This window comes from Bacillus thuringiensis, from assembly GCF_001595725.1.
Lineage (GTDB): Bacteria > Bacillota > Bacilli > Bacillales > Bacillaceae_G > Bacillus_A > Bacillus_A thuringiensis_K.
The window spans coordinates 172,498-192,843 of sequence record NZ_CP014284.1; the positions used below are offsets into that span (position 1 = coordinate 172,498).

Below are 20,346 nucleotides of genomic sequence, written 5' to 3' on the forward strand. Positions count from 1 at the left end.
ACTTTTTTTCGTTTTGAAATTCACTTATATCACCACTTTTAAATTTGTTAAGTATTAGTCTTCAAACATTTCATCAATCCTGTTTCTTCAACTAAATTTTACAGTTAGCTCAATAATACAGAATCTTGTTTTTCTTCTAATTCATATACTTCATTCCATTCTATTCCACAAGCTGCTGCATGTATTTTCGGATCATATTTCTGGCTACTTTTTAAAATTGTATAGATTAAATTTGCAATTTTACCACAAAGGTGACCAATTGCTTTTTTCTTTATCATTCCTTCTTCCACTTTACGATCATAATATGCTTTAAATACAGTAGGCTTTCGTTTTCCATTTGCTAACATCATCATAGACATCTGATAAAGTACCCGACGTGCATCTCGAACACCACTATATGTCTGTTTAGTCGAGCGTACAGAAGTTCCAGATTGCGAATTTTCAGCCGAAACACCAAGGTATTTCTTAAACTCTTTATATGTATTAAATCGATCTATATCGCCAATAACACCGATTAGAGTACAAGCAATATTTTCACTTACAAAAGGAAAAGAAAGAAGTAACTCTGTGTATGGATGTGGTTCAATTCCTTTTTCGGGATCTCCTCTAAGGAGAGAATGAATTTCCACATCGATAAGTTGAATACTTTCCTCAAGCCGCAAGGCTTCTTCAATTACCCATTTCTGCCTTCCTACTAGATGTTCTACAGGGACAGCCACTGTATAGGGCATAATTTCAGAGAGTGTTTTTGCAGCCCTTTTCGCTACATTCTTAGCTCCAGCTTTAGAAATTGCCTTATAAAGCTCATCTTCCGATGATTTTTTCATGTGGAGACCCGTAGGGTATTCTAATACTAATTTCATTACAGAAGAAGTACCCAATTTTTTAAATGCTTTATTTAAGTCTGGGTGTGTTACTTTTAATAATTGTTGAACTTGATTTTTTCTTCGAGTTAACTGAACGTTTAAATACCATCGATCTCGCATAACCGTCCGGAATAGGGATTGTAAAACAGTTTGAGGTTTTATTAAAGTAACTCCCTGCATGTGAGGGTGGAGTTGCTTATGCCATCCCATATAGGACATTACTTTGGCATCCATTGAATCTGATTTCTCTGAGATACCTAGATTATTCTTACGAAATTCACCAACTGCTTTATTTTCCACTTGAAAGAGTTGATACCCTTCATTCAATAATACTTGCTGAACTAAATAGGAATAATGTCCACCAGTAGGTTCTAAAAGAATTAAGAAATCATCTCTGGTAATATTAAATTGATCTTCTATTTGTTTTAAAGCCTTTAAAAATTCCGCTATTCCTGTGCTATCGGAATTAAATTTCATCGTTTTTGTTCGTTTCCAAGCAATTCCTTTAGGATCTAAAAAAGCATCAAATTTAATACAAGAAGCTACATGAAAGCTAGCCCCAATATCTATCCCAACATAAAACTGATAAAACTTACGAATCTCTTGACCTTTATCATCTGAATGATTCCCATAACTAAAAGGAGTAATCGTATTTTCCATGATTTCCTCTCCGAACAGTAAGCAGTATGATTATATCTGACCATCCAAGTTTCTGTTAGAGCTTAGGCCCAATGTAGCATGTTAGGATTATATCGCCAGATATTTAATCTCAGATTTAATAAAAGAGTCTAGACTCACTAGCTCCATACACTTTTAGAGTTTCAACTGCACACTATTCACTATATTTGTTTTAAAATTTCTCTATATAGTCTATTAAACAGGAATATTCGACATTAACTATAATATTCCTTTTGAAATAATAAAAAACCTGTCGAAATTGACAGGTAATCCGTTAATTTATATTTAATTTAATGTGCAGTGCCATCTTTCTAATTGAATGGAGTGCCTCACATCAATATTAGAGGTCTATGAACAATAGCCCCAGTCCAGTTAATGGTCGGAATCACCTAAAGGTCACTGCACAATTTTATAATATCGCATCTAGTAAAATTAATAAACCAATGTCCTCAAACAACTTTCAAAGTTTCTATAAGAGAACTCACGTTTAATTCAAAGGTACATTGGTTCTTCTTAAATTATATATTAATTATTTTCCTTATTCATTATTATGCATCTTACAACTATAAATTATAAACTTAATTTAGTAGCATGTAGTTCATTAAAATAGTACTTACATTTCTTTAAACACTACAGAAACAACTTTATTATCTCTGGGCAGATGTGTCGTTGTTGTTGTAAATAGATCATATAAGAGTCTATAAAATTAAAAAAGTACACCACTTAATGAAAGTGGTGTATCAATATTTATATAATGTTACACATTATATAAATTCTCTTGTTTTTGTAAGACAGGATAGCTATTGTCATTTCTTTATTTTACAGAGTATCCGTTTGCGTTTTGGATATGCCAGCAACCGTGCGTAGCAAAGGGCGGTAGCAGGTCTTTCGCTTATTTTCTGTTATAATATATCAAAGAAATTAGGTGATTATTATGAACGAAACAATTTGCTTAGAGAAAACCTTAGAAGCTTTTTCTGCGTATTTAAATGGAAAAGGACGAAAACATTCTACAATTCAACGTTATGCATACGATATAAAGGATTTTTTTAAGTGGTTAGAAGTAAATAAGATACTTTTTCATATTAAAACATGGAGTGAACTTTCTGAAGCAGACTATCAGGCTTATTTCTCTGAGTTAGAAAACAAACGAAAATATTCGCAGAAAACAAGACACAGAATATGGGTGGTTTTAAAGAAGTTACATATGTTTTTAGCGATAGATAGCCCATTAGATGATTTGGACTTCTCCTTAATTCCTGATCAATCACTAAGTGATAAGGATTTTATTACCGAAGCAGAAGAAAAACATTTAAAACAAACGATACTTTCAACAAAGGGATTAACAGAAAGACAAGCTAAATATCGCCCTCTTATTATGGATAGAAACGTTTGTATAATAAATTTAATAGTAAACTATGGATTGTCCTTGCAAGAGCTTGTATCGCTTAATATGAGCCATATTAAATTTGCTAGAAACACCATAAGTGTCCCTGGGGAAAATGGAGTAACTAAGTGTGTCTTTTTAACTGATGAAGATACACACCAGCTTTTTAAATACTATACGACCATTCAGGAACCTGTAAGACCTCGACAACATACAGATAATCCACTATTTGTAGCATTTGATTTTAATCGAGGTACTTATCGATGGGTATACGAAAATGATGCCCCCAAAGCGCTGTCTGAGGTTGCTATACAAAAGATGATTCGACTAGAAGTGAAGCGAGCAGAATTAAATAGGCGTATTTCTGCTCAGCAGATGAGAAACACTTTTATTCTCCGTCTTATTAAGCAGGGCTTAACTGAAGATAAGTTGGTAAGCAGAGTAGGGTTTAAAACTAAGATATCTTTAAAAAGATATTATCAATATTCTAATTCAATTTAAAAGAGATAAGAACAACAAATAAAAAGGCGCATTCACAAATGAACTGCACCCCAATTGTTGGACACTAACTAACAATTACTGCTAGCTGCATAATATCTTCCCATTCATACATGTCTTTATTTATCTTCTTAAGAAACCTTGCAACAGAACCCTTCTTCCGCAGTCAAGGGAGGTCATATAAACCTTTATGCTTTTTTAGAAATAATGTGAAGATCGCGGGTTATATTTATACGAGACAGACTGAGGTGAAGTAACTGGATGGTTGCGATTAGGAATAGAAACATCATTTATTTTGGGTATTGTAAGCTTTGATTTTCCAATGGACTCCATACCGCCAATTCCGTCAAATCCGGAGATTGTACTTCCTATGGTTTCGGCCAGATTTACCTTAGTAAGAAAGGGGGTTTTTGAAATTTTCTCAGCAATGAAGACAGGATCAAACATTTGAATATTAACTCTTTTTGGTGAACTAGCAAAGTTCGCACCCGCTTGGATTAATGCTTCAAAAAAGGACATGCAAGCTCCACAAAAGATGATTAAACTATTCTTATCTCTATCGAATTCGCGTGCCTTCTTTGTTGCATTATAATAATGTTTCGAGGAGTCATAGGATTCTAATGACATAGGATTTTCTTGGTTTAATAACCCATCATGCCCTGTAATGACTAAAATATCAGGATTGTGTTGTTTTAGCAAACTTTCAATGTTATCAGCCATTTCAGGGGTGTCTAAATAATATGCGTTAGCTTTAACCCCAAGTTCTTCATATTTTTTTTTGCATTTTTCCATAAATCTTTGGTCAGCGTCGATATGCAAAATAGAACCATGGCTTTGAAAATATTCATTGCTAGGTATTTCTTCTCTATAAAATCGATTGGGATTTTGAAGGGAGGCTCTCCAATTGAAATATTCGATATTTCTTTGATCAGACTCATGCATTATTTGAGTGATTTGTTCTGAGGGTAACTCAGCAAGTTGATTAATTGGACACAGGATAGTGCAACGATTTGTCACCCCTTTAACTTTTGCAACAGGAGGAGATACCTCCACTACTCTCCAAAGATCCTGAACTGGTTGTGCTAGCATAAAAAAACCTCCAGCTGGTTGTGGTGTCATAATTGCAACTACATCACCGACTTGAATAGCCATAAATTTTTCCCACCCTTTCATTGAATATAGTCATTAAGAATTCTGAGAGTCCCATACAATAGAACCGTATGCATACAAACAATATTTGAATATGAGTTTAGAAGCATCTGTATCTATCATAATTTGAGGAGGGGGATAATCCTTTACCGTAATATTTATTTTTCCTCAATTTAATTGTTTAATTCTTTAATTCTCCTGATGATCTATGCTATGTATAAATAAAATGTATGTAATATGTTCTATATAAAAATAGGCATCAAAGCATATCTGTTCGCCAGTTATGTATGAAAGTTTCCTGTTAAGAATATGGGTGATATTCATTAACTAAGGTGTGAGCTAATTTCAGGTTTACTTTACCATTACTTTTATGTGTAAGTGGAAGATTTGAAGTTACAATTGAAATTTCATCTAATCGGACTAGAAAAGTTAATTTTCTTTGAGGTTGTCCAACTCTGCCCTCTGTTTTGAGTAGCATAAAAATTATGTTCAAATGTATTAGATGTAATTTGTCTAGATATAATAACCCAAATGCTATTTGTATTATCTGTGTGTAAATTAATAGTGACTTCTATAGTTTTCTCCCAATCTGCTGTAACTGGTATAAGGATTTCATTCCATGTTTCCCCCTTATTATTTGTATAAAATAAAGTAGGGACGAGTTCATTGTTTGCTTTTTTTGTTAATCCATAAACCCAAGCACTATTAATATCTACCGGATAAATTGATAGAAAAATAGCATTAAGTGGATTTACTACTATCCAATTTTGTCCTGAGTTTTTTGTGTATACAATAGCTTGTCTATCATCATTTGAATATTGAATACCAGCCCATCCAAATTGATTACTTTGCATTTGAATAGCAGTTAATCTAATTTTTTTCAATTTAACACCTCCTTGAGTAATATATGAAAAAAACATTATATACGTTACTAATGATAATCATCAAAGATTCATTTGTTTTTCTTTTTCAGTTTTAAATTTCTTTAATTATTTTTATAACAATTAAGTTTTATATTGAATCTAACTGAGTGTATACTTCCTTCTTAACAAACAGTATAATTCTCCTTTTATAGGTTGATACCTCAAAATGTTTTTTAGTTGATGTACATACTAAAATAATTATGGCTCCTTTTTGCTTGCACATTTGATCAGAAATTAGTATTCCAATCTAAAATTAAAGTAAAGATACCTCTATAAGTTTTGCAGCCCAAATAAGTATTTTTAAGGGGAAAAGTTATAAAAAATTAAATTTTTATATAAATTCATAGAAGATGAAATTTTTTTATCTACGGCATTTCAAATAAGGGGTGATTTTTTGGTTTCTAATTTAATTATTAATGGTGACTTTGAAAAGGGGACGTTCTACCCATTTGTTGCAGGTAATGCAGAAATCGTCAGTACAAATAGTCATTCAGGTATTTATAGTGCCAGCCTAAATGGAGGAATAAGTAGTTCTTTTCTTATTCAAGACATATCTGTATCTCAAAACGAAAGCTATAATTTTTTTATATCACTTGCAAAGATGGGAGGGGCGCGAAGTTCTCCCCTATTAATCCGTATTACTTACTTTAATAATTCTACCTTATTGGAAGTGGGATTAGAAATTATCATTCCATCAGATCGTCTTCCTAGTAATAATGATAATAAGTGGTTAGAAATATACCAAACTACTGGTATTTCTCCACCGCTAGCAAACCGGGCAATCTTATTTATTTATAAGGAAGGACAAGCTGGAAGCCCAAATGTACTTGTAGATGATATATTATTGCAACCTCTTAAAATGTATTCAGTTAATACCGGACCAACCGGATCAACAGGATCAACGGGGGTAACGGGACCAACAGGAGTAACCGGTGCCACGGGGGAAACAGGATCAACCGGACCAACAGGAGCCACAGGAGTAACGGGATCAACCGGACCTACAGGAGTCACAGGAGTAACGGGACCGACCGGACCAACAGGACCAACGGGAGTAACGGGATCAACCGGTGCAACAGGGTCAACCGGAGCAACGGGACCAACCGGAAATACAGGAGCCACCGGAGCAACCGGGGTAACGGGACCAACTGGAATAGGAGAATTAACTTTAACAAATTATCTATACACATATGATACTACCAATCAGGCTGTTGCTGTTGGAAATGCAGTTGTTTTCAATAACAATGGGCCATTAGTAGGGGCAGCTCTTACACACACAGTAGGTACTGCAAATATTGTAATTAATCAAGTTGGCACATATGTAGCAAATTTTACATTAACGGCTGTGCAAGCAAACCAATTTTCTTTTGTGTTAAATGGTGTATCCATCCCAGGTGGACGTTATGGTACAGGAATAAATCGCATTCAAACTACAGGTTCCGTTGCTTTTACTGTTACAACAGTTCCTTCTACGTTGACTTTAGTAAACAATACTTCAACAACTGGAACAGTAACCCTGAGTAATATTGAGGGAGGAAATTTAATAGGAGTATCTGCTAGTATAAGCATTTTCAGGATAGGATAGATAAATTAATATAGAATAAAGCTTCACAAGAATGAATTAATATTTTTATTAAAAGCCTCATTTTGGAAAAAAACTATCCAAATGAGGCTACCTCTTTTATTGCTAAATTTTTTGCTAGTATTCTATAGTTCCTTATATTTTAAGTGATAAGACTGATTAAACCTTATATATAACCGACAGAACAACTGTATTATTCGGGGTGTTTTTTATTTTGGGGGTATGGGTATTTATAACAAGTTTTTCTACCCTGACCTTTCATTCTGCTTTAGAGCACTCCTCCTCTTTTTTTAATGAAAAAAGAGAGTCCCTTTCTATAGGCACTCTCTTATGTATATCCTCTATTTTTAATCAATTACAATTTCATGTATATTTAGTTTGCTTAACTTTTTATTATAGAAACTCATTACTTTTTGAGCATGTTGTATAGCTATTAACCCATCTTGAACAGTAAGGGCTTCAAAATACGGATAACGAATGTCAGTAGCATAACCATTTAGCTGCACGCATTGTTCTAAAATCAATGAGAACTCCTCATCTAATCTACAACAAAATTTATGCAGCATTAAAAGGTTATGAGTTTTAGGGACTGGCCTACCGTTTAGTGCAAGAAATCCTTTTAGGAGTTTCTCCACACATTGTTGACTATGATAACAAATAATTGCAGTGGGGAAAGGTTTCATATCAGATAAGTAAATAGCAGAATCTAAATCGGATTTTGCAATGAATACCCACTCTTTTAGATCCTCAATATTTCTCATATAGGACCGTCCCTTCTAGTGCAATCTTATGTTCCATAGTTACAGTACGACTAGCACGTTCTTGAAACTCTTCTGGCCCATACACTAAAATATCAACTGGCGTTTCCATTACATCGTAAATTCCCCAATTAATACGATTAATGACTTCCCTTTTTCTTTCTCCTACACCTTCCACAACAATACAGAGATCAAAATCACTGTCTTCATTTGGTGTGCCATATGCATGAGAGCCAAAAAGGATGATTTTTTGGACAGAAGATACAGTTTCACGAATCTTTTGCACCAATAGGTCCAATTCTCTTTGTACCTCTTCGTTAATCCGAATCACCCCTCGGATAATGTAATTAAATTGACGTTTAAGTATATTATACATGCGTTTCTCTTCTCCCTGCTATTATATATATTTTTTTTATTGTTTTCTTGTTTTCCAACGTTTTGCAATGCTTGATAACATTCGTAACCTGCTTGAATTCTTATAAGGGGCTAACGTCTGCACTACTATTTCCTCTTTTACTTATTAAAACAATATATGGTACAAGCTTTTTTACTTTTGCGATATTGATAATAATGCTCATTGTAGATATCCCCCTAGTTTTATTTTGAAAGTGTATTCCCTAAGTTTCTTAGATATGAAATTGATAAATTTGTAATCCTATGTACGGTGTACAAGTCAAATGAGTGCATCAATAGTATCGATGCAGCATGGATAACTCCTTCCTCCTGCACAATGGAAATAACATATTGAAGTAAATTCGCCTGCTTAATAAGTGTATGTATATATACTGGATGGGCATTTGAATCTATATAAGTATCATTCCTCTGGCCTTCAAGTGCTTCATATATTTGATTTATCTCTAACTCGCAAATAAATTGAAATAGCTTATAGTCATGATGTGGTTCCTCTAATATTGGCTCAATCTTTGTAAGCAGAAACATGTAATGCTTAATATTTGTAAACATTGCGAATTGGATAGTTTTAAATGTCCTCATAATAAAAGAAGGAGACAAAAAAACATGCCTCCTTTCCGCCCCCTTGTATATTTATTTTAGAAAAATAATCCCGCTTAGATTATAATCTTCGCTAACTCCTGTTATTGAATACTCACCTGCAAATATGAACTTAAGATGAATACAGTAAAAGTTACTTACCGTATTTCTATTTTTCCTATCTCTGTGAATTTATTCAAAAAAAGACATTGAACTAGGTCGTTCAATGCCTTCTCTCTTCTTACATATTTGTGTACTCGAAGTACAATTTTTCCGGTTCTCCATACTTATTAATTTCATTCTGATATACAGCAGCTAATTGCTGTGACATTTCAATGCTCTCCATATAGGATAATGAAGTAACTGCTTCTATTTTTTCTTTAATGTTATTAGGAAGAACTGAATAAGATAAGCTATTCATCTTACTCCCTAATTTAGTTTCTGTAGCAGCTTCATAATAAATCTCAGTAATTAGAACTTCATTATCATCTGGATCGTACATATACCCTCGGTTAACTGTAATCATATTATATGACTCCTCTCCGGTTTACAAATCCTAATCTCTAGTGTTTTTAGCATTGCAACAAGTACCCTACTTCTATATATATTCTCTAGTTTTTAAATTTTATATTCCACTCTTTATCTAGTTTACTATGAATTAGAAATTATTCTCTTTCTTTTATGTCAAATTCAAAAATCTTTAACAATAATAAGAAACGCTGTAAACCTAGTGCTGTTATTCACATTATTTTTTAATGGTTATTACCTGTGTGCTTAACTTTTAAACATTTAGGTACCTTACACAATCGCAGAAAGGATATGTTTTTGTTAAATAAAGGCCCATTGTTTCATGGTTATTATGAGTACTAATGACTCTCATATTCTTTTTCTTATGCCATACTTTGTAAAATTCCATATAATCGCTCCTCTAAATGAAACAAAAAAGCACAATAGGTGTACTTTTTTATTTCGCATATTATTAGCCCCGAAGGTCTACGTACAAGTGATTCCTAACTTAAAGACAACACAAAAAGGGCTTCTTTAAGTCGATTAAAAACGTGCATAGCAAAATAAGCTATATATACACTAATCGGCTCAAAGAAGCCCTTTCGCAATTGAAACAAGACACAACTTGCTTCTACAACTCAACCACAACACAATAAGGTGTGGGAATAAACGGAATCAATTAAACAATAAATATACGTTTATATTAATCTATTTTTATATGATATTCAATTGTTTTTAATAGAATGAAGATAAGAAGGGACCTTCTATGCAGTTGTTATATGTATTAATAATAGCTCCCTTGTTTCCTCTGCTGAAAATCCCCTCTTATTTTCAGTTCTTGGTATTAGTCCATGTACTGCATTTCAAAATAAAGTTTTTCTGGCTTTTGATTTTGGTCTAAATAAAAAAGTATTTCTGGAATGGTTTGTTCTTCTACTTCCATACTTTCCATATAAGACATACTTTCGTTTTCTTGAACTTTTTTAAAAATGGAAGTAGGTAGTTTGTCTGCAGCAAACACACCCATTTTGCTGCCTAATTTTTGTTCAGATGTAGCGTTGTAGAAAATTTCGTTCACAATGACCTCATTATCATCTGGATCGTACATGAACCCTCTTTGTATACGTAGCAAAGTAGTGCTCCCTTCTTATGTATTCCTTCAATAAAAAGACAATATTTATATATATTGCTATTCCGAAAGAAGGTTTCAAAGAATATTATTTCTTAAAATCCGCACTTTGTATAGAGGTAGATACAGGATAATTGGTTTTCTCAAGGTATTTTTAAATATTTCATTCTTTAAAAAACAAAGTTAAACCCACCACATCTGTGAAGGATTTTCTTCAATTAAAATAGATTGAAGATTTTTTGTTGCACGTTTAAATCCTTCTTGAATAGACATGAGTGGATCTTCGTGTTCAATACTTACAACATAATCATATCCATATGTACGAAGTGCACTCATCATTTGCGCCCATTCTTCTAAGCTGTGGCCACAACCAACAGAACGGAACGTCCAAGATCTTGTTTTCACCTTACCATAGGGCTGCATATCTGTTAATCCATACATGTTTACATTCTCTTGGTCAATGTAAGTGTCTTTTGCATGAAAATGATAAATCGCATTTTCTTTCATCAATAACTTAATAGCAGCGACAGGGTCAATTCCTTGCCACCATAAATGACTAGGGTCTAAGTTGGCACCTATCGCATTACATGTCTCTTCACGTAATTTTAGTAATGTATATGGCGTATGTACTAAGAAACCACCGTGAAGTTCTAAACCAATTTTCACACCATGTTCTTTTGCAAATTCACCAACTTGTTTCCAATAAGGAATGAGCTTTTCTTCCCATTGCCATTTTAAAATATCGTTGTATTCATTTGGCCATGGTGCAACAGGCCAATTCGGGTATTTTGCGTTTTCATGGTCACCTGCTACGCCTGAAAAACAATTCACAACAGGTACGTCTAGTAGTGAAGCTAGTTGAATGGTTTTTAACAATGTTTCATGGGATTCTTTTGCAAAAGCAGTATCCGGGGATAAAGGATTTCCGTGACAACTAAAAGCGCTAATGATTAAATCTCTTTTTTGTACAGGCTCTATATATGTGCTTCTGGCTTGTTCGCTTTCTAATAATAAATCTAAGTTACAGTGCGATCCTCCAGGATAACATCCTGTACCAATTTCTACAGCATTCAAACCGGCTGCTTGTACATAATCTAGCATTTCTTCAAACTCCATATGAGAAAAAAGTGTTGTAAATACTCCTAATTTCATTTATCTTCCCGTCCTTTCTACATGTGTGTTACTACTCTCGTAAATTGCATCAATAATTTGTGATACTTGCAGTGATTCCTCAGGTTTTACAATTAATTCCTCGTCGTATAAGCAAGCTTTTATAAAGTTTTCTGCTTGCAAAATTCCAGGATCACTGTTAGATCCTATCCAAATAGGTTCACTATTTAATAGCATATTATGTTTTGTTGTATATAATTCAATTGGAAAAACATTCATTCCACCGTTTACTCCGGAGATACTTACTTGTTCTTCATCATTTTTAATATTTGCTGCCCAAGAAGTTTCAAATATTAATGATGCTCCATTTTCAAACTTTATGTATGCGGTAACATGATCATCGACTTCAAATGTTTTATAATCATATTTCCCCCACATGTTTATTTGATTTGGTAGCTTACTAACTGCATTATAGATACTACCAATGACTTCTGTTTGTTTTGGATTTCCAATTAACCATAGTGCTAAATCAAGAAGATGACAGCCGTAATCTATTAAACTTCCTCCACCTTGTAATTCTTTATTTGTGAAAACGCCCCATCCTGGCACTTTTCGTCGACGGAGTGCCTTTACACGAACAACAAGAGGCGTTCCAATCTCATCTATCATCATTTTTTTTGCAACTTGTGACTCCTTCATGTAGCGATAATGATAAGCGATAGCAAGTTTTTTACCGCTGTTTTTTGCAGATTCTATCATTTGTTCACATTCTGTCGCTGTTAAATCCATCGGTTTTTCACATAATACATGTTTCCCTGCTTGTAATGCTGCGATAGAAATCTCAGAATGAAACTTATTTGGTGTACAAATACAAACAGCGTCAACTTCTTTAAAGACTTCTTCATATGTTTCAAATACATAGGGAACGTTATATGTCTTAGCGACTTGTTGTGCGCGTTTTATGCTTCTATCATGTATAGCCGTAATCGTACAATAGTCATGTAATTTTACAAATGCAGGGATATGGCGATTTTGTGCAATTCCTCCTGCCCCTATTATTCCAATGCGTAGTTTTATCATGTCTTCCCCTTTTCTCATAATGGAATTGTAACAATTTGTTTTGTTTCACTTGATTGTATGGCTGCTAAAATGACTTCTAACGATTTCATTCCATCTACACCATTAATTAATGGTTCCTTATCAGATAGGATAGACACTACAAATTGCTCAATCACATGTGAATTACTTTGGCCAACTGTGGCGTTTGATTGAATTTTATTAAGCTCATATTTTACAACTTCCCCATTTTTATATTGGATAATGAGTGAGTTAGTTGGGTCATCTTCTAGGCGAAGAGTGGCCTTTTCTCCATAAATAATTGTTGAATTATCTTCTTTGCTAACGTAAGACCAACTTGCTGCAAGTGTTCCGATAATACCACTTTCGCTTTTTAATATGCATACCGCACAATCATCTACATTCGAAAATGTTTTCGCGCTTGTCTCAACAAAGGCACCAACCTCTGTAATTTCTTCATTAAGAATATACCGAATTAAATCCGCTTTATGTACACCTAAATCACCCATTGCACCAAGAAAAGCCTCCTCTTTTTTAAAGAACCAGCTCTCTTTTCCATCTACACTCCAATTTTCAGGACCACTATGACCAAACGCTGTACGAAAGCTATATATTTTGCCGATTGCACCACTTTTAATCAATTGTTTTGCTTTTTGATGAGAAGCAACAAAACGCTGGTTATGGCCAATCATTAACTTTTTACCGCTTTTTTCAGCAGCTCCAATCATCATTTCCGCGTCTGCTTTTGACGTTGCCATTGGCTTTTCACATAGCACATGGATCCCTGCTTGTAATGCAGCGATAGAAATTGATGCATGTAAATGATTTGGTGTACATACACTCACTGCATCTAACTCTTCACAATTGATAAGCTCGTTATAGTCAGTGTACATATTTACACCATAATTATTGGCAATCTCTTTTGCACGTTTTTTATTACTATCACAAACAGCCACAATCTGTACATATGGGTTTGCTTCATATTCTGGTAAATGACGATGCTGCGCGATGCTTCCACATCCAATAATACCTACCTTTAAAATATTCAAGATCATATCCTCCTTTTGCTTGATTTGAAATTATTATAGAAATTTTTTAATTGAAAAAATATGCTATATATCGTTATGTTTTTATCAAAAGTTGCCTTTTTTTATAAGAAATAAGAAAACTTTTGATAAAAGTGTTATATTGCTAACAAGGAGGTGTAAACGTCTATGACAGAAGGGAATTGTAATAAACATACTGAAGCAATTGAAGAAAAGGTCATTTATCAAAATCCATTACTATTTTTAAAGGTATGGGACATTGTTATGGAAACTTCTTATTATGATCAAATTGAGAGGGCGCCTTGGCATTATCATGAAGAGATTGAGTTTTTAGCAATTATAGAAGGATATTTAGGCATACAAAGTAAAGAAAAGTATATTGTTCTTGGCCCTGGAGATGTTTTTATTTTAGGGAAATCTGAGTTGCATCGGTCACATAAACCTTCTGCAGATTCTTTACACTACGTTGTGTTCCAAGTGAATTTAAATCAACACTTTGACCGAAGCATTATACAATATTTACATTGCTTTTCAGAACGAACAAAATCCTTAAATGAGTTAAACTATATTTTTGAACAAAATGAAGTAGTAAAACATGAAGCTTACGCTCTTATTATAGAAATTTTTACAGAATCAAAAAAGAAAATAAACGGATATGAAATCGCTATTAGTGTTGCTATTAAGAAATTACTCTTAATACTATTAAGAAACGACAAACATAACATTTTAAATTATAGTGAACAAGACGACTTGGCTCGTTTAAAACCAGTACTTGATTATGTAGAAGATCATTTAGGAGAAAAGATAACCGTAACCAAAGCATGCGCTTTAATAAATTTAAGCTATCATTATTTCATAAAATACTTTAAAAGAATTATGGGTATTTCCTTTTTTGATTATGTGAATTATAAGCGCATCAAACAAGCAGAAAGTTTATTAATAACAAGCGATCTTAGTATTACAGATGTTGGATGTGAAGTTGGAATTGCAAACATGTCACAGTTTTATAAGTTGTTTAAAAAAGAGAATAATTGTTTACCAAAGGAGTTTAAACAGCGAATACAAAGCAGTAAACAAGCCACCCTTAAAAGAAATTAATAGCTTGTAAGGGTGGCCTAGTGTGTTGCGAATAGCTTTGTATTTAATTGTTTAATCTCCCCTTCTGAAAGGGGCTGATAAAATGCATGTTGTAATCCTTGTATATGCAAGGTCTCTCCTATACATAACAATACTTTACCAGGAAGCAGGTCAAGTAATAGTTCATTATTAATTTGCTTTGCTTGTTTTTCAGTAGAAACATAAATAACCAAGATAGTAGGATTATTTCCAAAACCCCGCATAATAATATCTTTTCCTGATTCTACAAAAGTTTTCCATCTAGCAATTATTCGTTTTAATCGGTCTTTTTTATCAGATAACAAGGTAGAGTATACAACGAAATTAAATTTACGCTCTTCCCCGCCGTTTACTATAAAACTTAAAGGAGGGGTAAAAACCCCTTTATTAATGAATGGATGCATAATATGCCCTAAAAAGGATGAAGCATAACGCAGGTGGCAAAGTAGGTCTATATCATGCCAATAACGTAGGTGAACATATTTACCATGATTATCAATTCGCTCTGGAGCAAAGAAGAACATATTTCCTTGCCAGTATTTTAAGAGCTTATAACCATTATCGGATAACGTATATGTTTCTTCAAAGATCTCCATATCAAAAAGCTCTACTTGCCATTTCTCAATTAGACGATAGTAAAGTAATCCTTGAAGTGCATCATTTATTTTCTTACGTGAATATTTACTTTTGAATAAATATAATAAATGATTGAATCTAACGGACATATGCAAACCAATGAAAGTGAGTAATGCATATTGTTCTTCTGTTAAACGCTGCTTAAACTTAACTAATTCGTCATAAGAGTGGAATACATAGGTTTTATCCAAATCATGTATCCGATATATTTGAAGTCCTTGTACATCCTCACTTGATAAATGAGGAATAGAAGGGATATAAGTAGACATTTGTTTCTCTATTGTACGCATAATCATCCATTAAAATTGGTAAATTGACGAATTAGATTTTTTACTCTGGCCTTGCGGATAATTTAGGATACGTACGGTTCCTCTTCTATTTTTAGCATCAATATTAAGCAGCTCACATGTAACGATTGTTTGGTTAATTGCATCTTCTGGGGTTGGGTTTGCAAGATTACGGCTCTTTAGTCCTTTAAACTGGATACCTGGTGCAACCTCAACGAAAATCCCAGCAATTGCATCCACACCTACAATTTTACCTACAAAGCGGTCACGGCGTTTGTTTAGTTCTAATAGCTTCTCCATAGGATCTGTTTCTAATATTTTTTTATTCCCTCTAAACTCATAGCGGCCATTTTTTTCTACCACTTTATCAATAATAAGTTCTATAACATCACCAATAATAATATCCTCCGGACGGACGAATGAATGGGACCAGTATGAGTACCTTATCCCTACTGTTACACCATGAACTTCAACCAACACAGTTTGTGCAGATGGAATATGTCCAGAAACAGTTCCTGTGTATACTTTATTCCCCTCTTGTGACTCTACTTCTTCATATAGCCTTTTTTGAAGTGCTAGTTCCCCTGCTGTGATAGATACAACTGCAAAGTTGCCCTCTTCAGTTTTTTGGAAGTGTTCAATAATAACAGGCTTTGTTCTACCTACTAACCATTGAGGATTTTTAGGAATGTTTATACCTGCCTCTGTAATTGGGCAATATGCAGTTGTATGAGTACCAATTTGCATTGTAAGCACTTGTATACGCTCAGACGTTCCGTTTTTAGTCGGGAATAGTTTTTCAGATACGACTGTAATTAAACCTTTCCCTACAGTGCGCTCACGTTTCATACGGGCTAATTCCTCTAATTCATGTTCACGTACTCGCTCGAATTGATTAAAGTTTGTTTCTAGCAGTGTGTCACCTTGCGGATTCTCTGATTCAAAAACCATTCCAAGTTCTTCTACAGTTTGAGTGTTTGTCTTTTCGTCTGTCATTACATTTTCCTCCTAGAACGTAAAAAAGGACACACCTGTACCGTTGGGATGGTACGTAAGGTGTGTCCTTCACGTAAATTATGTTTTATTTATATAGTTGTTAATACAAATATAATAGTATTTTTAATCAAATGCAAGATTAATTTTCAAATCATAAGTTTGTTGAAAGTTCGTAATTTTTCTGATATCTCTTGCTTTTTTATCTGCTTGGATAGTAGCAGTAGATAAGTTTTGGTTTATGAATTCTCTATAAAGCGGTTATATCTCAATAAGAAGAACTTTATTTTAATTTTTTTCTTAATGCTAGCGGTCATTCACTTGCAATGTTTCTTTCGCCATCTGCTCATATTCTTCCAAACCTGAGATAATCGCAAACTCAGCTATCGCAACAGGGTATGCAGCATTAAGTTCAATGACGTGCTCTTTCATGGCAGGCCAGTAAATTCCGCCTGCTTGCCGGTAATGTTGGATCAGTTTCTCCAGGGATGCTTCCCCAAATGCCCGGTACTGGAAAACAAAGTCATTTGATACATCCGTTACTTTTGCTTCAGTCCAGTCGATTAAACCGGTTACGTTAGCATCTTTATCAATCATCGTGTGGCCAGCATGAACATCACCGTGAATCAGGCCTGTTTTCTGCGGCCACAATTCTTCATTTTTTATCCAGGCCTGCCAGCGGTTCCATAAGGATTTTCCTACATCAAACTTCGCCTTAACCTTTTCCATACGCTCAATCATCGATTTTCTGGCCTCTTCTGCTGTCTGGACAAAAAGGCCTACTTTAAGAGCCTCTTCTTTCGGAATTGTGTGTAGCGAAGCCAACGCTTTGGCTAATGTCTGGTGAAATCGTTCAGGTACATTTTCATAATCCATCTCCCACAAATAATTTTGAATCTCTGGATCAATTGTGCCTGCTGGCACTCCGGTTAACTTTTTATAAGCTATTAGATCGTTTTTATAAAGCGACCAGACTGGAACCTGAAAAGTGGCATATTTGTTTACAAGATCCAGTGCTTTCTTCTCCACTATAGTCCTAGGCATCACATCGTCTCGTCTCGGAAACCTTAGCACCCATTCTTCGCCTTTATAATCTTCTGCATACGCAACTAGAAAATCTAAACCGGACTCGTTGAATATAATGGATCCCTCTTTAACTTCCAAGCCATACTTTCTTGCTATTTCTATCGCTTTTTGTTTGTTCAAATCTTTCACTTCCTTCTTTTATTTTACTGAGTTCTTTGGTGAAAAAAAAGACTGTTGTCTATTGGAAATTTGTACAATACAAAATCTAGAATGCAGTTTTTCTAGATTTTATTTAAGGTTTCAAAACTATTAATCAAAAAAAATGTCCAATTCCTTACTCATTACGTTTGATGGTTTTCGTTGTGGTTTCTCAATTTTATTAAGCGGTAATTGCGTAGTATTATTCTTATTTTTTTGTTGAGCCTTTAAGCGATCTTGACGTTCTTTATAACTCATAGGTTTATATTCTTGCTGCTCTTCGTAAATTCCCGTTTTCTTTTCCATATCTTTTTCTAAGTTTTGATGAACTGTAAGACTAATGGATGCGTAGACTTTTGCTACATCTTCATCTAGTTTATTTTCTTCGGTATAATTAAGCGTTTCTTCAATTGGAACCGTATTGATTTCTACATGTGTTTCTTCTGACTCTGTTATTGTAACGGGAATTGAAGTAGATTCTATACTTGTTTCTGCAGTTCCTATTATTGTGATGGGAAGCCCATCAGATGGGAATTCTTCTAGTGATGGTTCAGTCTCATCAGGAATTTTGGAATGAATAATGGAATCTTTATTCCAATCGTGCTCTAACATAGTAATAGATAATTCTTTGTTTAGTTCTGCTACCTCCATGTTTATTTCATGGCATTCGCCCATAGGAGGTAATCCTATATCTATGATTTCCTCAATATCTTCTTTTACGACTGGTTCTGTTATTTCAGCGCTTATACTTTCTATATGTGTTTCTTTTGCTTTAACAGGCAGTTCACCATTTCGTTGTAGGGCTTCTATTAATCTTGATGCATGTGTATAACTAATTTTAAATGTATCTTGTAGTACAGATATAGAAGCACTTCCCGACTCTTTTACAAAACTTAAAACATCGTCGTATAGAATATCCTTAAAGAAGCTAGTTTCCTCTTGTACGGTTCCTTTGTCTTCGCTTGGAATCGCTACTTCCTGCGAAATAGTATTGTCAGAAGTATGAGTAGTATTAACACTTGGTTCTTCTGGTATACTACTATTACTTGAAATTAAAACTTTACGAGGACTATCCCCTGTGTAAGAACTTACAACTAGATTTTGTTCTAACTTCTCAATATATTGCATAGCCTTCATATAGCCAATCTTGAATTTTCTTTGCAGATGAGAAGGTGAGACTTGTTGTGATTCAATAATAAATTCCTTAATTTCTTCATACAACTTATTTTCAGCCTCATCATCAATATCTCCCTGCTGGTTCATAGCTGCAGGATCATTAGGTAGAATTTCATTTTGAGACTTGTGTTCCTTATAATCCTCCAATGATACAATGTGCTGTTGCTCTTCAGTTGTTTCTATAGAGCTATTCTGTTTCATCTCATCCTCTTGTATAGGCGGCAAAGGTTGTATTTTCTTCATGTTCTCTGCGTCTACATGTTTCATAGGATTTGCTTTTGCAATAGATTCATTAATAAGACGAAGACGTTCATTTTCCCAATATTGGCCTGTTCGCTCCTCTACCTGTATGAGTGCATGCACGAATTCTTCTTTAGGTACAAAGTTACTCGTAATTTGTTGGACAGGTTGCACATGGTTGTCTTGTACAATACGAGCTGCACAGATGAATGCACCTTGTCCCATGATATCTCCTGGTGACATAACAACTTCTTTTGCTTTCTGATAGGTTGATCCTAATCGACTAACAGGGTTGTCTTGCATAGGTGAAATACCTTGTTCAGATTCAGCCTCTTTAAATTCTTCTTTCTCACCAAACATATCTGAAAAGATTTTTGCATCATATGGTGTTACATCTCCAAATATCATTTTGTTACGGAATGAGCCTAGTAAGGTAAACATGTATTGCTCTGTGAAGTCGAGAGCTAATTGAGATAGTGTTTGGCTAGCAATTGTGAGAATTACTTTATATTTACGAGATTGTGCAGGGAATTCTTTAAACGGGCGCACAATAAAGTCCGGGAACTCATCGACAATAATATGATGGTAAGGTGAGACGTTTGGTTTCCTACGGAATACGGCATTCTGCATACTAAGTAGAACGAATTTCCCTAATACATTAGAAAGTTCTGCTAATTCCCCTTTTGCAGTATTCACAAGTAAAATACCACCTTGCTCAAGATGAGTATCGAAATCAAAATCGGATTTTCCAAACAAAACACGCCGTATTAAAACGTTTGAAGCTAAATCTTTTAAGATATTACGCAAGCCCTTTACATATTCCTCTTCTCTATCATAATGCATTGGTTGTCCGCGGTATTTTCCTGATTTATAAACGGCCGGTTCTCCTTGGAAATCTGTTTTTTCACAGATAGTATTATATAGCAATAGGTAAGGTTTTGAGGCAATCTCCACCTTTTCCCCTGCTCCACACCGTA

17 protein-coding genes and 1 pseudogene are annotated in these 20,346 nt (G+C 34.3%); 3 read left to right on the forward strand and 15 right to left on the reverse strand.

Features of this window, described 5'->3' with window-relative positions:
* Positions 1-104 precede the first annotated feature (104 nt).
* Positions 105-1,526: an IS110 family transposase gene (locus tag AXW78_RS29615; RefSeq protein ID WP_061885115.1), complete on the reverse strand. Its 1,422-nt coding sequence runs from the start codon at positions 1,524-1,526 to the stop codon at positions 105-107.
* A 952-nt stretch (positions 1,527-2,478) separates the two neighbouring features.
* Here AXW78_RS29615 and AXW78_RS29620 point away from each other — a divergent pair.
* Positions 2,479-3,432 (forward strand): tyrosine-type recombinase/integrase, encoded by a 954-nt coding sequence (locus AXW78_RS29620; protein WP_061885116.1) that lies wholly within the window; start codon positions 2,479-2,481, stop codon positions 3,430-3,432.
* Positions 3,433-3,627: 195 nt separating this feature from the next.
* Here AXW78_RS29620 and AXW78_RS29625 read toward each other — a convergent pair whose 3' ends face one another.
* Together AXW78_RS29625 and AXW78_RS29630 are read right to left on the reverse strand one after the other, a co-directional pair.
* Complete coding sequence (locus AXW78_RS29625) at positions 3,628-4,581, reverse strand: sporulation peptidase YabG (protein WP_061885117.1); 954 nt, start codon at positions 4,579-4,581, stop codon at positions 3,628-3,630.
* A 404-nt stretch (positions 4,582-4,985) separates the two neighbouring features.
* A complete protein-coding gene (locus AXW78_RS29630) occupies positions 4,986-5,462 on the reverse strand; it encodes a VPS10 domain-containing protein (RefSeq protein WP_061885118.1) in 477 nt (158 codons plus the stop codon).
* Positions 5,463-5,895: 433 nt separating this feature from the next.
* Between AXW78_RS29630 and AXW78_RS34140 the strand changes: the two genes are divergently transcribed.
* Positions 5,896-7,083, forward strand: a complete 1,188-nt coding sequence (locus tag AXW78_RS34140) for an NTTRR-F1 domain (protein WP_061885119.1) — start codon at positions 5,896-5,898, stop codon at positions 7,081-7,083.
* A gap of 344 nt (positions 7,084-7,427) precedes the next feature.
* Here the strand turns inward: AXW78_RS34140 and AXW78_RS29640 are convergent, their stop codons facing one another.
* The 8 genes from AXW78_RS29640 to AXW78_RS29675 form a co-directional block, all read right to left on the reverse strand.
* Positions 7,428-7,841: a HEPN domain-containing protein gene (locus AXW78_RS29640; RefSeq protein WP_061885120.1), complete on the reverse strand. Its 414-nt coding sequence runs from the start codon at positions 7,839-7,841 to the stop codon at positions 7,428-7,430.
* Positions 7,828-8,214 (reverse strand): nucleotidyltransferase domain-containing protein, encoded by a 387-nt coding sequence (locus tag AXW78_RS29645; protein ID WP_000282361.1) that lies wholly within the window; start codon positions 8,212-8,214, stop codon positions 7,828-7,830. The genes AXW78_RS29640 and AXW78_RS29645 overlap by 14 nt, the downstream gene beginning before the upstream one ends.
* A gap of 221 nt (positions 8,215-8,435) precedes the next feature.
* Positions 8,436-8,831 carry a hypothetical protein gene (locus tag AXW78_RS29650; protein ID WP_061885199.1) on the reverse strand — a complete coding sequence of 132 codons (396 nt, stop codon included), beginning with the start codon at positions 8,829-8,831 and terminating at the stop codon, positions 8,436-8,438.
* A 238-nt stretch (positions 8,832-9,069) separates the two neighbouring features.
* A complete protein-coding gene (locus AXW78_RS29655) occupies positions 9,070-9,354 on the reverse strand; it encodes a hypothetical protein (RefSeq protein ID WP_000633821.1) in 285 nt (94 codons plus the stop codon).
* An 825-nt stretch (positions 9,355-10,179) separates the two neighbouring features.
* Positions 10,180-10,443: a hypothetical protein gene (locus tag AXW78_RS29660; RefSeq protein ID WP_061885121.1), complete on the reverse strand. Its 264-nt coding sequence runs from the start codon at positions 10,441-10,443 to the stop codon at positions 10,180-10,182.
* Positions 10,444-10,647: 204 nt separating this feature from the next.
* Complete coding sequence (locus AXW78_RS29665; RefSeq protein WP_061885122.1) at positions 10,648-11,616, reverse strand: sugar phosphate isomerase/epimerase family protein; 969 nt, start codon at positions 11,614-11,616, stop codon at positions 10,648-10,650.
* The gene (locus tag AXW78_RS29670; RefSeq protein ID WP_431307482.1) at positions 11,617-12,654 is read right to left on the reverse strand and encodes a Gfo/Idh/MocA family protein; all 1,038 of its coding nucleotides are present in this window, start codon (positions 12,652-12,654) and stop codon (positions 11,617-11,619) included.
* A 14-nt stretch (positions 12,655-12,668) separates the two neighbouring features.
* The gene (locus tag AXW78_RS29675) at positions 12,669-13,700 is read right to left on the reverse strand and encodes a Gfo/Idh/MocA family protein (RefSeq protein WP_102947904.1); all 1,032 of its coding nucleotides are present in this window, start codon (positions 13,698-13,700) and stop codon (positions 12,669-12,671) included.
* A 165-nt stretch (positions 13,701-13,865) separates the two neighbouring features.
* On the opposite strand from AXW78_RS29675, the gene AXW78_RS29680 reads away from it, so the two are divergent.
* Positions 13,866-14,795: a helix-turn-helix domain-containing protein gene (locus tag AXW78_RS29680; RefSeq protein ID WP_061885125.1), complete on the forward strand. Its 930-nt coding sequence runs from the start codon at positions 13,866-13,868 to the stop codon at positions 14,793-14,795.
* A 17-nt stretch (positions 14,796-14,812) separates the two neighbouring features.
* Here the strand turns inward: AXW78_RS29680 and AXW78_RS29685 are convergent, their stop codons facing one another.
* The 4 genes and pseudogenes from AXW78_RS29685 to AXW78_RS29700 all read right to left on the reverse strand — a co-directional run.
* Entirely contained in the window at positions 14,813-15,739 is a 927-nt protein-coding gene (locus AXW78_RS29685; protein ID WP_061885126.1) for a hypothetical protein, read from the reverse strand.
* A 9-nt stretch (positions 15,740-15,748) separates the two neighbouring features.
* On the reverse strand, positions 15,749-16,732 hold the full coding sequence (locus tag AXW78_RS29690; protein ID WP_061885127.1) for a hypothetical protein: 984 nt from the start codon (positions 16,730-16,732) through the stop codon (positions 15,749-15,751).
* 303 nt (positions 16,733-17,035) lie between these two features.
* Positions 17,036-17,935 carry a macrolide 2'-phosphotransferase MphM gene (gene mphM / locus AXW78_RS29695; RefSeq protein ID WP_001041372.1) on the reverse strand — a complete coding sequence of 300 codons (900 nt, stop codon included), beginning with the start codon at positions 17,933-17,935 and terminating at the stop codon, positions 17,036-17,038.
* A gap of 129 nt (positions 17,936-18,064) precedes the next feature.
* A pseudogene (locus AXW78_RS29700) lies at positions 18,065-20,287 on the reverse strand (DNA translocase FtsK); the annotation flags it as partial.
* Positions 20,288-20,346 lie beyond the last annotated feature (59 nt).